The sequence below is a fragment of the Methylorubrum extorquens genome (assembly GCF_024169925.1).
GTDB classification, from domain to species: Bacteria; Pseudomonadota; Alphaproteobacteria; order Rhizobiales; family Beijerinckiaceae; genus Methylobacterium; species Methylobacterium extorquens_A.
Map to the genome: position 1 here is coordinate 1,551,737 of NZ_JALJXF010000001.1, position 15,667 is coordinate 1,567,403.

Consider the following 15,667-nt stretch of genomic DNA (forward strand, 5'->3'; position numbering starts at 1 on the left):
CTGATGTACGAGGTTCGCCAAGTCTGTTGGAGAACGCGTTCGTGAGCCAGGTTGGACCGATGCACCTGCGATCGCGTTCTGGGAGCGTGATGACGTTGGCGGGGGCGACCCCTCGGGCCCTGGCAGATTCTGATGTCATGCGGGGCGCCCCAGCACCCGCCGCAGCAGCACGCCGCCGCGGGTTCTCCGCGTCTGAAAAGCGCGGCGAGGCTCGCTGCCGGTATAGACAACGACATCGGGCTCCTCGTCGGTGATGTCCCACAGCCGCGCTGAGCGGGCGACGATCAGCACGGCGCGTCCGGCCCGGACATGCGGCAGCAACCCATCCCGCACGAAGCGGCGAACCGCCCGGGAGGAGGCCAGTGCCGGCGCCGCGCGACTCGCCACGGCGCCCTCGCGCGAGTGGTAGGGGACGAGCTGGAGCATGCAGATGTCGGCGGCATCGGCTTGCGTGATGTCCGGTCCGAAGGTCCGGCGCGCCCAGCGGTGGCCCGGATGGGTCGCGTGCTCATCCAGAAGGTAGAGATACGGTTGGTCCCCGGCGAGGTTGGCCCGCAGCGCCGCCGCGAAGGCCGGGCGGGCCTCCTGCGTGGTGTCGTTCTCGCTCAGGCCCGGGTTCAGCGCGAGGATGTACGCCTTGGCGCTGCGCAGGGGGCCGGCCCACGGAACGGGATGCAAACCGAGGGCGAAATCGTTCTCGGTGATGTGGCCGAGATCGTCCGGGTGAACACCGGCATTTCCCAGGCGCGACCAGAACGCGATGAACTCGTCGACGGCCCGCGACCAGTCCGAGGCGGCCCCGGGGTGGGAGGCGGCAGTGGCGGCGGGTTCCGCGCTCCGGTCAAGCGTGTGCTTCGGAACGAGGCGCCCATCGCGAAACTCCATTGCTACGACCCCTGGGCGGAAGATCGTGACGCCTTCGCCGGTCTCGTAGAATCTCTCGGGTAGGGGCCTGAATGAGTGCTCCCGAGGGCTGCCGGCCTCGAACAGCTGCGCGGCCACGGTCTCGATCCGCTCGCGCCACGCCAGCAGCGTCAGCCATTCCTCGGGAATGCCCGCAAGACCGTAGACTGCACCGGCGAGCTGTCCGGCGATCGCTGCCGTGGTGTCGGCATCGTCCCCGAGATTGGCTGCCAGCAGCACGGCGGAGCGGAAGTCGGTAGTACGCGCCACCGCCCACACCGCGGCCTGAAGGGCGCGCACGACGTAGCCCGAGCCTTCGATCGCCGCACGGGACAATCCACGCCAGCCTCCCTCGATCGCCTCACCCGTTTCGCTCGCCAGCACCGTGTGCAAGGGCAGGCCGCCGATTGCCTGTGCCAGCAGGTCGGCGAACTGGCGCGAGCAGCGCAGCGTCGAGGGCGAGCCGTGCGTGGTGCGGGTCTGGCGGTCCGCGACCGCACGCAGGGTCTCCGCCTCGCGCCAGTGACGGATGGCGACCGGGGCAAGCCGCATCAGTGCGCCGTTGCCCGAGGCCGCCTCGCTCGTCGAACCGGCGACCGGATCATCCGTCTGCTCATAGCAGGCAAGCGCGGCCCGAGTGGCGTTGCCGATGTCGAAACAGGCTCCCGTGCAGGAGTAATCCCCGCGCCGGTACCAGGCGGTAAAGCGGTTCATCAGGTCGCGGGCATCGAGACCCGGATCGTGCACCAGGCTGTCGGCGAGGGCCAGCGCCAGAGCCGTGTCGTCGGTCCACTGCCCCGGCGCCAATCGAAACGGGCCGCCGCCGGTGATCGTCGTCAGGACCGCGCGGCGGGGTTTGGGCGAGAACTCGATCGTGGTCCCCAGCGCGTCGCCGATTGCCAGGCCGACGAGCGCGCCCACCGCACGGTCGCGCATCGCGGCAATCTCGGTCGATGGTTGAGGCAGCGGACGACCTCGTCCGGCAGCCACCCAACGCTCCTGCGCCGGCGTCTCGATCGCCCCGGGGCGTACCGCGCGCACTGCGGCCATCGCCGCGTCGGCGTCCAGCCCGGTCTCGACGAGGAGGCGTGCGGCGACCATGCCGGCCCGGCCAAGGCCGCCCCGGCAATGCACCAGAACGTGCGCGCCGCGAGCCAGTAGCCCCCGCAGTCGGGCCGAGAGCGAGGGCCAGCCTGCCTCGAAGGCCGTATCCGGCACCGACACATCGACGATCGGCGCGTGGTGCCACTCCATATGCCGCCGTCGCACCTCATCGCCGATCGCGGCGATCTGGACGCTGGCGAGTTCGTGCGCCTCCATCAGCGTCACCACCGCGGCGGCGTTCCAGGCGGCAATGACGTCGAGGTCGGCGCTGAGGTCGCGATGATGAGGGCCCGTCAGCCCGAATGGCTGACGCTTGCCCGGAGCGAACGTGAGGCCGATGCGTCCTCCCGCCCGGCCGACGGCGATCTCGGCGATCCGGAGCGGGGAAATTAGGGTCTTGGTCATTCTGTCCTCCTTGGTTGCAGGACAGTTCTATGTCGTCCTAGCATCGCCCGAGCCGTCCGTCGGAATTGTCCGGGCTGCGCGGGAGAGGGCATGAGTAGGGCGTATGTCGGCTTCTACTGGACGCTGCCAGTCAACCGGATCGGCTTTCGTCACCTGCCCCGGGACGCGGCCGCCGCGGCCGCGGTGAGCACCACGATCCGCTACCAGCGCGCCCTGACACACCGCTACGTCCTTGCCTTGGAAGGCCGTCTGGAAGGGCGGCTTCTCGGCGAGATCGCCTTCATGGACACCCGGCCCGACCGTGCGACTGCGGCCGTGCATGAGGCGCTGGACCGGGTCGGCGAGTTGACGGGCGGGCGGCGCGCCGCGTTGATCCATGTCGCCTTCGACGAGCGCTCCTGGCGCGACAATCGCTATCTCGTCGATCACCTGCGGACGTTGGACATCGAGCGCATCCCGCTCTCGCCGGAGCCGATCATCCTCGACGACCAACGCCTCGATCCCGTCCAGCACTTCGCGGACTGGCGCGAACGCGAAACCGAAGCCATGGCCGCGCTGCGTCTCGACGCCTACGCCGGACTGCGGGCCGCCTTGGCAGACGTACCCGAAGGCGAGGGCCGCTGGCGCGTGATCAGTGATCGGCTGAACGCGCGAGGCATTCGAACGGTGCGCGGCGGGCCCTGGAACCCAGAGAATGTGCGCAAGCTCGCCGGCCGCCTGCCGGAGAACGGGATGTGATCGAGCGCGCCCCTCCGGAACGGCGCTGCACCTGTTGTCAGCTTGTGCTGGTCGTCTGAGAACGTGACCGGATGCGCCGCGTAGCACCAGCAGTCCGCTCGCGCCCGGTTTGCGGCCGGAGCACGAGCCTCATTGCCGCGGGTCCTTCGAGCTCTGACGGCAACTGTTCTGCCTACGGGACCGAAACACTGATCAGATCAGCGTGCAGGGCGCGCAGGTAGAGCCAGGGAAAGGCGAGTGCATTGTCGGCGGTCGCTTCGCCTGCCGCAATCAGCGCCGCGAGCTTGAGGGCGAGATCTGCGCGTGCCTGCGCCGGGGCGAGCAGCAGGTGGGACGAAGCCTCGCTCAGTTCCCGCGCCGTGCGGGCCTCGTGCGCCTGCGCCACCCCAAGCCCGGCAGCCTCGGCCGCCGCCGTGAAGACCACCTGCCGTCGGCGCAGCTCCGCGGTGAGCCGGCGCGCGGACGGGCCGGGCCCAAGCCGGCGCGTGATCGTAGCGGCATCGGCGGCGTACTCCGGCGGGTTGCCCATGCCGGGCAGGGGAACGCGGGGATAGCCGTAAGCGGCCACCAGCGCCTCCTCGATCCGGTCGAGAGCGGACAAAGCGGCGAGGTGCGCCTGGAGCGCCGCCTCGACTTCGACGAAGGCGCGCGTGACCGGCGTCGCGTTTCCGGCGGCAGCGGCCCCCGTGCCTTCAAGATTGAAGCGGAGCGCGTCGAGCACGCGGCGGAAGACGGGCGGCACGGTGCTCATGCGGCGCTCGCCTGAGTGGCAAGCCTAGCTACCAACCCTTCATGGGGTGCTGGCCCTGATCTGGTCAGCACCGGTACGGCGGGAGTACCATCCGGCTCGGCCAGCCCGATCGCCATTCGGCTGTCCGGTTGCAGGCCGGCGAGGTAGTCCGCCGCACGCGAGCCTTGCGCGGCGGCGAGGCCGAGCGCGCGCGCGTCGGCGCGCAGGAGCGGTGCCCACGAGGCGCAGTAGGTGGCGTGGTCGGGGTGCGGCGTGCGCGCGAGCCCAAGGTCGGCGAGCACGAAAGCGGCGCCGAGTTCGGCCACGAGTTCCTCGGCGGCGTAGGCGCGGGTGCCGAACCGGCCGGTCAAGTCGCGGGCGAGGCGGTGCGGAGCGCCAGTCCAGTGCACGAGTTCGTGGGCAAGCGTGCCAGCGTAGCCTGTGGGTGTGCGGAAGGCGGTGCGAGGCGGCAGATGGATCGTGTCGGTGGCCGGCACGTAGCAGGCGCGGGCCCCGCCCTCGCGGATGGTGGCGCCGGTGGCCGCGACGAACGCGTCGAGGGCCGGAAACGGCGCGGACGGTGATGTGTCCGTGGGTTCGCTGGCGGCGGGTGGAGCGGCGTCGACCTGGGCGGCGTTGAAGACGTACGCCGCGCGGGCGACGAAGGGAGCCCCATCGGCCCGGTCGGCCTCGGAGCGGTCGCAGTGGGGTAGGTCCTTGTAGAACACCACCAGCGTCCCGCGCTCGGCCTTCCGCACCTGCGCCCCGAGCGTGGCCCACTGCTGGTACGTCGCCCAGCGCGCGTCGGTGTAGCCCTGGGCCTGCGCCGCGCACCACAGCGCCAGCACGTTGATGCCGCGGTAGCGCCGTCCGGTGCGGGCGTTGCGCGGCATCGGATCGGCGCCGTGCCAGGGCGGGGCCCACGAAGCGGGGTCGGCGATCTCCAGCTGCGCGAGGATGGTAGCGGCGACGCGAGCGTGCAGATTGTTGGCAGGCATGAAGGGCGAGGCTCCGGGCCGCCGCGGTGTCGGCGGCTCGAGGAGTGTTTCCCGGAATGACAGGGGGCCTTTACCGCATCGACGGTTGCCGGTGGGCGGCCCAACTGGTCGAGGTGCAGCCTTGCGACAGGCCGGCCGGGCCTGTGCTGTCGGCCTTTACGCACCGCTTTCGCCTCTGTGGATGTCCATCGCCGACGGACCAGGCCGCTTGATCCCGCGCGTTGCCGGGGTCTTCATCCACCCAACCGCATTCATCCCGGCCGGGTCGTCCCGCCCGCCGCCCCGCTCAGGCAGCGGCGTCGTCGAGAGCGGTACACGCCTCAGCAAGGCACGCGCGATAGCGGATCCGGAGCACCTCGGGCGCAAGGACTTCGACGTGGGCTCCCCATGTAAAGAGGTGCCACACCATCTCCGTCAAACCGGACGCCGTGAACGCGACGGTGACCCGCCCGGCCGCGTCCTCGCTGACCCGCTGATCGCGATGAAACCGGAAGCCGCGCGCGTCTCCGGCGACCGCCGCTGAGAAGCGCCAGACCACGTCGAAGCGCTCGCCGTCCCAGAACGCCCCGAACGAGCGGGCGGCGAAGGCCTGGAGGTCGAACCCCTCGTCGCGCACGAACCCGGTCTCCATTGGCGTGAGACGTTCGATGTTGCTAATCGCGTACAACCGGTGCTCGCGCACCTCCGGGTGCGGATTGAAGCCAACGAGGTAGGCGCGTGACCCGGTGAGGAAACCGTAGGGATGCAGCAGCGGGAAGGAGCGCTCGGCCGTGTCGCGCCGTCGGTAGACGAGCCGGACCACACGGTTGGCGAGAAACGCGTCCCGCAGCCCCGAGACGATGGCCGGTTCGAGGGTCTCCTCCGGACCCGGTCTCACGACGGCGCCCGTCCCCCGCAGCAGGTCAGAGAGGTCTCCCTCAACCGGACGCCACGCTGCGCGCGTTTGTGCCGCCTCAAGCTTCAACGCGAGGCTCGTCAATCGCTCGGCCTCGAGGCGCAGACCCTGCTGCTGAGCGCGCTCCGCTGCGAGGCGCAGTTCCAAGAGTTCGTCGCGACTCGGTGGCAGCAGCGTCGCCAACCGCCCCGCGGGTACGCGCCAGCGCTTCGTGCCGTCCTCAAGGACCTCCTCTCGCAGCGCGTGCGGCATGAGCCGGTGCAGGGCGTCACGCAGGCGCTCGGCTGTGCGCCGCCCGACGCCCAGCAGCGTGGCCATCTCGTCAAGCGTCAAGCCAACTCGTGCATCGGCCAGCGCCAGGCCGAGTGTCAGAAGCCGCTCGGCTGGGGCGTACCGCCTGCTCATCTCGTCCCCCCTCCCGCGCCAGCCCGACGGCGCGTATCGAAGGATAACAGGTTCGCCGGCGGCCGACGGTCCCGCGCGTGCTCTTCGAGCGCGTGCGCGATGAGCCGGCGGTCAAGTCGATCGCGGGCTGGCGACGGCACGTACCTTCGAGCAAGCTGGTACTGCTCCCCACGGGGGCACGGGAGCAACCGAAATGCGTGTGAGGCTCTTCGGCGAGTGGATCCTCCTCCTGACCGCGGTACTCGCTCTCGTCGGGAGCGGCCTGCCCCTCCTGCCGCGCGCACGGACGGCCGCGCGGTTGCTCGCCGTGGCCGAGAATCCCCCGGCGATCGCCGCCATCCGGCTGCCGCGAGTGCTCACCCCCGAACGGGTCGAGGCCGAAATCGATGCGGCGATCGCCGCCGAGGACGACGACCTTGCTCAGAGCTTTCTTGATCTTGCCGACGCGCATGGAGGCATGGTCGCCCCAGACCGCCGCGCGCGAGTCGCCGCGATGCAGAACGGGGCGAGCTATCGCGCGGCCCGGGCCTTCGCCGCGGGAGCGGCCACCGGCGAGGCTGAGACCGCCGCCGGGCTCGCGGGCGTGCTCGCGGCCGACCTCTCAGGGCTCGGCGATATCCGGGACATCGCCCGCGAGGGACCGATCTGCGCGCGGGGCGAGGCGTGCGACACCCTGGTGTTGGGGCTCGCCACCGTGGAGCTGGCGACGAACGCGGCGACGATCGCAAGCGCAGGCGCCGCTACCCCGTTGCGCGCCGGTGTGACCATCCTGAAGACCGCACGCAAGCTTGGACGCCTCCCCGCGCCGCTCGTGGCCGCGCTGACGCGCATGGTACGTGCTGCCGTCGACCCGGAGGCGGTGCGTGTCCTGGTTCGGGCGGGGGGACGCCTCGATGCCGCGGGCTTGACCGCGGCAGCCCGGTCCGCGGTGCGGCCCGACGCGCTGTGGGGCCTGCGCGATCTCGGCGGCAACGTCTACGGCCTCTACGCCGCGGCGGGTCCCCGGGGCGTGCTGCAGGTTCTCGGGCTTGCCCGTACCCCCGGGGAGATCGCACGGGCGGAGCGCTTGGCGCTGCGGTTCGGCACACGGACGCGCGCGACGCTTAAGCTTCTCGACCGCTCCGCCTTCGTCCTGGGCCGCGAACTGGCGTCGCTCGCGCGGACGGTTCTCTTCGCACTCGCCTGGGCGTTCGGGCTGGCTCTGTTCTGCCGGCGGCTGGGCACAGCTCTGGGACGGTGGCTGTGGCGGCGCCCGGCCTCAGTCCGTCTCAAGCCCATGTCCGATTCTGTCGTAGCCATCGCCGAAGGTCGACACGGACGGGATGCAACGGATCGCCCGGAGGCCGACCGCGCCGAACCGGTAGGCGTCGGGGGACCAGAGTTGCCCGCCGAGCTGGACTCACCCGGATCCCGACGCATGCCCGACCTTGACCCTGCCATGCACACGATGCCCGCTGTCCCGATCATCGGACGCTACGGGCCGACCCAGGCGCGCGAGGCGTCCGGTCCGCTCGATCCTCACGATGCGGGAGTCCGGATCGTAGCGATCGGCGGCCCCCTGCCGGATTGGGCCGCGCCGACGTCGGCGCCCGTCGCGGAGGACAAGATCGAACTGATGGTGGTGCACGGGCCGCCCTCGCGCAGCGCCGCAAGGGAGGACGGGCGTCGATCCGATGCGTCCGCGCCTCAGCTGCGGCTCATCGTGTGTGATGAGACGCTCGCGGACTGCCCCCTCGACGTCCAAGAGGGCATGACGGCGGTCGTGCGCATATCCACAAGGCCGCATGACCGCGACACCGTGGCCCGCGCCCTCGCCGCCTGCGCCCACGGCGGCGGTCTGCTCATTGGGACGGACGCCGGGGATCTGCAGCGTGTGGCGGGCGTCGAGCCGGGCCGGGCGGGGCGCGGGCGCGCGATCGTCATTCCCGGTCGCGCGGACGCCGAGCTGGGTAAGAGTCCGTCCGATAAGTCACGAAGCGCGTCCGAGGCGTCGGACGAGGATCATGGCAGCGGCGGCGTAGAGGAAGGCTTGGGCCGAGGCGAGGGTGGCCTCCGGATCCTTCCAGAGGCGGCGATTGCGGCTGATCCAGGCGAAGAAGCGCTCGACGACCCAGCGGCGCGGGTGAACGGCGAAGCCGACCTGCCCGGGTGGCTTGCGCACGATCGCGACGGTGATGCTCGTGGCCGTGGCGGGTCGGTCTCCGGCATAGCCAGCATCGGCGAACGCCTTGGTGATGAACGGGAAGGTGCGACGCGACAAACGCAGCACCGGCACCGCTCCGTCGCGATCCTGTACGTCGGCGGGCTGCGGATCGAGGACGAGGGCACGCCCGTCCGTGTCGACCAGAGCTTGGCGCTTACGGCCCTTCACCTTCTTGCCGGCATCGTAGCCGCGCGGCCCGCCGCTCTCGGTGGTCTTGATGCTCTGGCTATCCAGAACCGCCGCCGACGGCGAAGCCTCGCGTCCGACCCGTTCACGGTCAGCCATGACGAGGTGGTGGTTGATCCGGCCGAACAGGCCGTCGTCGCGCCAGCGGCTGAAGTAGCCGTAGGTGGTCGAGCGGGGTGGCAGATCCTTGGGGATCAGCCGCCACGCGATCCCGCCGCGCAGCACGTAGAAGATCGCGTTCAGGATCTCCCGCATCGTCCAGACCGGCGGACGCCCGCACGGTGCAGGCTTGGGCATCAGCGGCTCGACCACAGCCCACTCGGCATCCGTCAGGTCGGTTTCGTAGCGCAGGCCCGAGCGGCTATGCTGCCGCCGGGTAGTCGGGGTCCACATGGCACTTCCAGGTCAGGCTTCAGCACCCTTCTGGAAGCATCGCCATCCCGGCCACTCAACCCCAAACTCAACCCTTATCGGACGGGTTCTGAGAGCGCGGGATCGGCTGTGGCCACGCTGACCGCCGCCGGCTTTGACGGCGGCCGCCTGATGATCCAGCTCGTCGCCGCGCCGAACGCCGCCGCCATCGATCTCGCCGCGCTCGACGCCTGCGCAGCCGCCATCATCCGGTGGGATGCCGATCGCGACTGGATCCTCTCATGCGCCATGACCGACCGCACCGCGCTGGTGATCGTCGCCTTCGACCGGCCTGCCCCCGTGCCGGTGGAGGTTGACCCGACGATGGGATCGCTGCCGGATCGTTCCCCGTGAGCCGCGCCATGGCCGAGGATGCTGGGCGATGGGCGTGGGATGGGCCACTTCAGCAGAGCTTCTCCGCCTTCGTCGAGGAACTTTACCTCACGTACCTGCGCCGCCACTGCGCCTGGGGTTGTCCAGCGCACATCCCGCGCGAGGTGTGGGCCTGGAGGCCCGATCCGTGCCCCGCGCGGATCGGTGTGGCCGCGGCACGAGTCTTCGAGGAGCAGGTTGAGGCCGCCGCGTGCGCGATCCCGCCCGAGCGCAAGCGGGGCGGGGTGACCTACGCGGACGAGGTCCGGCACCTGTACGACGTACTCGCAGCAAACCTGGCCCGCGCGGCCCACGCGCCCACGGATTTCAAGCCCTGCTCCACGTTCGCACTGGAGCGGGTCGAGGGGATCTGGGAGATCGGCTTGATGAAGTCGCACACCGATGCGGCGGATCGTGCGCCCGCGATGGAGCCACCCGCGGTCCGGTCCGCGCCCGCCCGGCCGACCAGCCGGCGCGAGGCCCTCGGCTTCGCCGCCCTCCTGCCCGGCGCGCTTCTCGCCCGATCCCGCCCTGCCATCGCAGCGTCGGGAGAGCCGGCCAGTGCAGTCGCCAGGCCGGATACAGTGGCTCAAGTGGCCGGCGCCCTGCGGGATCTCGAGGGTCTCCCGTGGCGGGGCCGATACCCGCTGCGGCGCGTGCCGGGAGAGGACGCGTGGGAGTATTATGTGCCCAACCGCAATGCCGAGGCCCGCTTGCGCGAACTCGGTATCGGACCGTTCACAACCGCCGGTGCTCTCGTCCGCCGACTGGCCGGGACATTAACGGTCGCGGACGATCGGTTCGTACGCGAGGCGTGCGCCCGGGAGGACATCGCCCAAGCGGACCATGCCGATCACATCCGCTACCACGCCGCAACGGCGGATCAGCTGATTGCACGGCTGCAACGGTACGCCGCAACGGGGACGCACTGGGCTGGTTTCCACGCGGGCGCGGACTGGACTTGGAACGCCCTGGTGTCCTGCGCGTGCTTCGATCTGCTCAACTTCGCGAAATCGCTGGGTCAGCGCGAGGAATGCATCCGCCAAGCCGGCGATCCGCTTACATTCACGGCTGAGTTGCAGGTCGCGCTCGATCCGTTCCTGTTCCGCCGGTACGTGTCCGGCTCGGGCCTGATCGGCCCGACGCTGTGTGCGTGGCACGTGCCACACGCGGGCGAGCAGATCCCGGCATCCTCAGAGGTAACCTACGTCTGCCTGCTCGACGAATGGCCCGGCTCCCCGTCATGAGCCATCGCGATCAGCCAAGCATCCCGCGAGGGGGCGTGACCCCAAGACCGGTTCACGGGGTTGCGCCCGCCCCTTCGGGCTACGTCCGGTTCTGTCGTGTGGTGGGTCGATCATGTGCACTGCCCGGGGCGAACGGGTTACGATGTCACCCCGGATAGACCAGCAAGGATGACATGACTGATCGCTTGTTCGACGGGACCTCCGTACAAGGCCTGAACCTCATCACATTTCTCGATTGGGCGCGCAGCTCAAACGACGTCCTGCGCGCTAATCCCGGCGGCGGTGCGGCGGATGAAGGACCCCACGAGTCCCTTCAACGCTTCGGCCTCCTCGCCCTGCCGCCGGTCCAGCGCAGCGCGGTCTGGCGCCCCAAACAGGTGGTCGACCTCTGGGATTCGCTGTTGCGCGGCTTGCCGATCGGCAGCTTCTTCCTGATGGCCCGCGGCGCGGACGGCGTCGCGCACGGCCGGGACTTCGGCAGCGACGGCCGGATCGCGTCGATCGCGCGGGCGGGCTTCGACCTGTTCGACGGGCAGCAGCGGACGCGGGCCATGCTGCTCGGCGTCTGCGGCCCCGACCTCGACCACCGCTGCCTCTGGGTGGACCTGGCGCAGGGGGCCAAGCACAGGCTCCATCTGACCTCGGCGAGCCAGCCGTTCGGGTACGATCCGTCGTCCGGGCAGAAGCTCTCGCGTTCGGATCGGGCGAAGGCGAGAGCCGAGTTCGATGGAGTCGCCGCTCTCACGGTCGCGCGCGGCGGGGCCGGCGAGACCCGCGCCGCCTACGATCACGAGATCTTCGATATCCTCCTCGCCGAACCGGACGGCCAGCGGGATCTCCCCCGGCCCTACAAGGCATCCGGCTGCACCTATCGCCTCGATGAGCTGCTCGCCGCCTGGCGCGCCGCCCACGTCTCGACCGGCGCGGGCGCGGACGGGCTCGCGCAGCTCATCGCGGCGCGGGCACTGGGCGAGGACACCCGGCCGGTGCTGGCCGAACTCGCCACCGCGTTCGCGCGCGTCGCGGACGGTGAAGTCGCGCTGATGCAGATCGATCCGCGCCGCTTCGCCGGCGGCGGGGAGGCCGCCCACGAGAGCCTGCTGATGCTCTTCGATCGGATCGGAGCCGGCGGGACGCCGCTGACGAACGACGAGCGGCTGTTCTCCATCCTCAAGCACTACGATCCGCGCGTGCACAACGCGGTGCTCGAGATCCACACGGCGGTCGGACGGGTCATGGCCCCGACGAAGATCGTCGTCACGGCCCTGCGCATCGCGAACGCGCTGAGTTCCGCTGGCGCGACCGGCCTGCCGGACGTCGCCGGGTTCGCCCGCACGATGAGCGAACGGGCTCCACAGACGGCGCCGTTTCGGGATGCGCTGTCGCAGCTGATCCCGACGGACGGCGAGGCGGCGCGGTCGGCCGACTCGGCGCTTCTGACCCGGGCGTTCCGCGTGGCGTGCACGCTGCTCGAATACGCGCCTGCCTCCGACGCGGCCGCCGCCGGATCGAATCCGAACGGCCTGCCGCGGGCCGCCCTCGTCGAATTGCCGACGGAGCTGTGGCAGGTCGTCCTGTTCTGGGTGGTGCGCGGGCTGCGCGCCGGGTGGACCGTCGCGGATCTCGGCGCGGCGCGCGCGGAGTTGCTCCGCTTCGCACTGTTCTGGCGCCTGTGCGTCTACAACGACGGGCGAGCAGCCGCTTGGTCGCTCAAGGTGCTGCAGGAGCACCAGCAGATCTGCGCGTTTCCCGGCCGGAATCTCTACCGGCTGTGCGTCGGCGACGTCAACGGGGAGCGCTGCGCGAACCGCCTGCTCCCCACTGACGTGATGACACGCTTTCTCGTCGCGGACCCGCCGGTACCGGCCTGGCGCTCGGCGCAGGAGCGCTTCGCACGCGATGAGGCGCCCGTCGGCTACGAGGCGCTCGCCTCAGCCTGGTGGTGGTCCGCACGTAAGCTGCTGCCGTGGCTGCAACGCGACTACGTGGCGTCCGCGTTCCCGCACTACGATCCGCTCTCGGACAGAGACGACGATCTCCCCTACGATCTCGACCACCTGTGCCCTCAGGCCGATTGGGGCGCGCACTGGGCCGGGCTGAGCGGCCGGATTGAGGCCTCGGCGGGCATCGCGAGGGCGATGTGGGGATGGCGCAGCCTCCTCGGCAACGGCATCGGCAACCTGCGGATCGTCGACGCCTCGGTGAACCGGGGCGATGGCGACACCCCGCTGCCCGCCAAGGTGCCGGGCCTCTCCGCCTCCCAACTCACGGCGGAGGCTGCGGCCGCCATGGCGGCGATGGCGCTGGATCCGGCTGAGTACGCGCTGTGGCTCGCCGCGTCGACGCCCGATGACCGATGGGACGAGGCACGTCTCGCCGCGTTCCAAAGCGCCGTCGAGCGGCGGTCCGCTGAGCTGTATCGCCGGTACTTCGAGGATCTCGAGTTCGCCACCTGGCTGCAAGAGGACGAAGTAGAGCAAAACGCCGCTTGCGAACACGAAGCCTGACGCACGGACGTCGGCTATCGGCGAAATCCTGGCGCGGCCCATGGCAAGCGCTCGAGGTCACAGCGGTGATCATGCCGCGCGGCGGGGGGAAAGTGTCCTTCCTCACGCCGCGTCATCGTCCGTACGGCGGCGCGTCGGCGTTCTCGCAGAGTGACCAGCCGTCCCGTATGAGAGCATTGACGCTGTCGTAGGTGCTGATCTCACCGGACCGCTCGTCCACAAGACGCATCCGACCGTTCAGGTTGTCCTCGGCTGACAGTGTGCCGACCTGACCGGATGCATGTCGGAAGGCGAGCGCGCCGCCGCCGTCGATGTCGAAAGCCATGATGGCGGCGGCGGTTCTCCAGAGATCGGCGTTCTCGCTCACGTCGAGCGGACTCAGCCCTACTTGCCCGTCGCTCTCGCTCATGGCCCGCCGTGCTCCCTGGCAGCCCGCTCGCGCTCCTGTTCAAGATCGAGGCACCCGAACCCGCGGCCCCGGGGCTCCGCCCACGCAGGCTTCGTCGAAGGAGGAGCGCGATCCAGCAACTTCTTCGCGATCAGCGTTCCGACGGTCTCGAAGCCCGAGGGGGGACCGCACCGCAAAGCTGTTCCTCGAACTCCTCGGCGTCCAAGTGGATCGTCATCGCGAAAGCTGTCTCAAGACCCGATTTGATTTCATCCGACAGAGCTTTTCCGCCGATATCGTCTGGGGCTTCCCAGTACATCCTACAGACGCGATCAACTTCAGCCTGGATAGTCCTACGCTTGTTTCGGAGAACAAACTCTCGTGCGCGCGCGACATTCATCCTGATCATTCCCTTCACTATGAAAAGCTGATCGGGCCGCACCCAGTTCCAGGCTTGACCGCAACCTCCGCAGCAAGGAGCTGGAGGAGTATCTCAGGCTCGCGCTCCCCCAGCACCTCCGCCTTGCGCACCACCACCGCGAAATCCCCCGCCGTCAGCAGATCGAGCCGGTCGAGCCTGGCCGGCGGCTCGGCCTCGAGGAAACGACGGAAGGGGGCGCGCCTGGTCCGGTCGCCCTGGCCCGCCACGAGCGCTCCGGCCGTAGAAGGGGGTGGGCGTACAGGCGCAGCTGAAGCAGATCGTGGCGGGTCATCGAAGCCCCTCGAACCGTGTGAGAGAGCAACACCAAGCCCACGTCAAAACTGGACGCATGACTCCGGGCTACCCCATGCGCCCGCGGCGGCAGAAACATCTGAACGCAGCCGCTTACCAACGAGGCGTCGCCTCGGGGTTGAGGCCTGAGGAACGCAGGCCGCGCGACTGCTGCAACAGTAGTCTGTCAAACCGGCGGGAGCGAGCTGTAGCTCGTGGAATGCATCCGGGGCGGTATGTCGGCAGGACGCCCGTGGTCAGAAGTGTCGAGTTTCAAACACTTGGCGGGGGACGGAAGGGGGCGATTTCGGTGATGCGCTCACGCGGGTAAGCTCTGCCGCGCTCAGGGACTGAAAGCGAAGTAGCACCCGTCATGAACAGAGGAAAGAGTGCGGTCTGGCAAGTCGCATCTGCTGCAAGATCTTGGTGCGGCGCCACTCGTTGACGAAAGCCATCCTTCATGATTGGCTATTCGCACGGGACTGGATATTAACGCCGCGAACACGATTGATCCGCGTCAAGCTGACTATTGCGTGCAGTGGGCATCCCGGGGACGCTCACCCGCCCCCGGGATGCCTGTATTTCTATCGTGGTGCCGCCGCTGTCAGTCCGCCGACTCGCGCAGGATGCTGCTCTCCTCGACAAGTCGCGTGAGGCGTTCCGTGGCCTCAAGCCAGAAGGTGTGCAGGTCAACCCGGCTCGTGTACCGCCAGAGCGTCGTGCTGTGATAGCCGATCCGAAGCTTGAACCCCGTGGAGGTCGTCTTGCCTTCCCACTGATGCTTGTCGAGGTCTAGATGCAGATAAACCGGGTGCTCGTTCATCATGCCCGGTACGGCAGATGTATAGAACTGAATCTCCATCAAGTTGTAAGCGCGTAGCGTCTGGGGGGCCAGGACGTACGTGATAGGCTCTTCGTCCGTGCCGCCCTTTGTCTTCCAGACGGTCTCGCCTTTGGGTTCGGCGGAGAGGGAAACCAGTTCCTGGTCGGGGGGCACGATCCAGCGCTGGAACAGCTCCGGGTCGGTCCAGGCACGATAGATTTCGTTCCTGCGTGCGACCACGAATCGGTCGATCGTGAACGTGATGGCGGGCTCCGCAGCCTTGTACCCATCGTCGTTGAACGGCGGCAGTGGTGGTGGTGCGTCGGTCACAGCTTACCCCTGAGTTTCAGGTCTAGAGTTGCCGCAGGAAAGAGATTCGCAAGAACACTGACTCGTTTTCTGCGTAGTCTCTCTGCCTGCTCGTCCGATATATTCGGCATCTGTTCGCGCGAGCATGCGGACGCAGGGTGATTTTCAGTCGACCCTCGCATCGTTCTGAGTTTTCGTGCCTCTCGGGCCTCGGACAAGCGGGGGCGAGCTGCAGCTCGCTGGGTGCGCCCGAGGCGGCATGTCGGCAGAACGTCCATGGTCAGACGCGCCGAGTTTCAAACACTTGGTGGCGCGCGGATCGGTGCGAAAA

At 69.2% G+C, this 15,667-nt stretch carries 12 protein-coding genes; 4 read left to right on the forward strand and 8 right to left on the reverse strand.

What is annotated here, in order from left to right:
* Nucleotides 1-135: 135 nt before the first annotated feature.
* Nucleotides 136-2,412, reverse strand: coding sequence for an ADP-ribosylglycohydrolase family protein (locus tag J2W78_RS07405; protein ID WP_253369344.1), 2,277 nt, complete (start codon nucleotides 2,410-2,412; stop codon nucleotides 136-138).
* Nucleotides 2,413-2,502: 90 nt separating this feature from the next.
* Here J2W78_RS07405 and J2W78_RS07410 point away from each other — a divergent pair, with 90 nt between their 5' ends.
* The gene (locus tag J2W78_RS07410; RefSeq protein ID WP_253369346.1) at nucleotides 2,503-3,150 is read left to right on the forward strand and encodes a recombinase family protein; all 648 of its coding nucleotides are present in this window, start codon (nucleotides 2,503-2,505) and stop codon (nucleotides 3,148-3,150) included.
* A 172-nt stretch (nucleotides 3,151-3,322) separates the two neighbouring features.
* On the opposite strand, the gene J2W78_RS07415 is transcribed toward J2W78_RS07410, so the two are convergent.
* From J2W78_RS07415 to J2W78_RS07430, 4 genes are all read right to left on the reverse strand, one after another.
* Nucleotides 3,323-3,901: a hypothetical protein gene (locus tag J2W78_RS07415; RefSeq protein ID WP_253369348.1), complete on the reverse strand. Its 579-nt coding sequence runs from the start codon at nucleotides 3,899-3,901 to the stop codon at nucleotides 3,323-3,325.
* Nucleotides 3,898-4,878: an ArdC family protein gene (locus J2W78_RS07420; RefSeq protein WP_253369349.1), complete on the reverse strand. Its 981-nt coding sequence runs from the start codon at nucleotides 4,876-4,878 to the stop codon at nucleotides 3,898-3,900. Before J2W78_RS07420 ends, J2W78_RS07415 begins: the two co-directional genes overlap by 4 nt.
* A 286-nt stretch (nucleotides 4,879-5,164) precedes the next feature.
* The gene (locus J2W78_RS07425; protein ID WP_253369352.1) at nucleotides 5,165-6,106 is read right to left on the reverse strand and encodes a helix-turn-helix transcriptional regulator; all 942 of its coding nucleotides are present in this window, start codon (nucleotides 6,104-6,106) and stop codon (nucleotides 5,165-5,167) included.
* 2,041 nt (nucleotides 6,107-8,147) lie between these two features.
* Nucleotides 8,148-8,960, reverse strand: a complete 813-nt coding sequence (locus tag J2W78_RS07430) for an IS5-like element ISMex40 family transposase (protein ID WP_253368204.1) — start codon at nucleotides 8,958-8,960, stop codon at nucleotides 8,148-8,150.
* 108 nt (nucleotides 8,961-9,068) lie between these two features.
* Between J2W78_RS07430 and J2W78_RS07435 the strand changes: the two genes are divergently transcribed.
* The 3 genes from J2W78_RS07435 (at nucleotide 9,069) to J2W78_RS07450 (ending at nucleotide 13,104) form a co-directional block, all read left to right on the forward strand.
* Nucleotides 9,069-9,332, forward strand: coding sequence for a hypothetical protein (locus tag J2W78_RS07435; RefSeq protein WP_253369354.1), 264 nt, complete (start codon nucleotides 9,069-9,071; stop codon nucleotides 9,330-9,332).
* Nucleotides 9,329-10,597, forward strand: coding sequence for a hypothetical protein (locus tag J2W78_RS07440; protein WP_253369356.1), 1,269 nt, complete (start codon nucleotides 9,329-9,331; stop codon nucleotides 10,595-10,597). The genes J2W78_RS07435 and J2W78_RS07440 overlap by 4 nt, the downstream gene beginning before the upstream one ends.
* A gap of 173 nt (nucleotides 10,598-10,770) precedes the next feature.
* Nucleotides 10,771-13,104 (forward strand): DUF262 domain-containing protein, encoded by a 2,334-nt coding sequence (locus tag J2W78_RS07450; protein WP_437178553.1) that lies wholly within the window; start codon nucleotides 10,771-10,773, stop codon nucleotides 13,102-13,104.
* A gap of 112 nt (nucleotides 13,105-13,216) precedes the next feature.
* On the opposite strand, the gene J2W78_RS07455 is transcribed toward J2W78_RS07450, so the two are convergent.
* From J2W78_RS07455 to J2W78_RS07465, 3 genes are all read right to left on the reverse strand, one after another.
* Nucleotides 13,217-13,513: a hypothetical protein gene (locus J2W78_RS07455; RefSeq protein ID WP_253369361.1), complete on the reverse strand. Its 297-nt coding sequence runs from the start codon at nucleotides 13,511-13,513 to the stop codon at nucleotides 13,217-13,219.
* A gap of 396 nt (nucleotides 13,514-13,909) precedes the next feature.
* Nucleotides 13,910-14,140: a hypothetical protein gene (locus tag J2W78_RS07460; protein WP_253369363.1), complete on the reverse strand. Its 231-nt coding sequence runs from the start codon at nucleotides 14,138-14,140 to the stop codon at nucleotides 13,910-13,912.
* A 668-nt stretch (nucleotides 14,141-14,808) separates the two neighbouring features.
* The gene (locus tag J2W78_RS07465; protein WP_253369365.1) at nucleotides 14,809-15,357 is read right to left on the reverse strand and encodes a hypothetical protein; all 549 of its coding nucleotides are present in this window, start codon (nucleotides 15,355-15,357) and stop codon (nucleotides 14,809-14,811) included.
* Nucleotides 15,358-15,667: the final 310 nt, after the last annotated feature.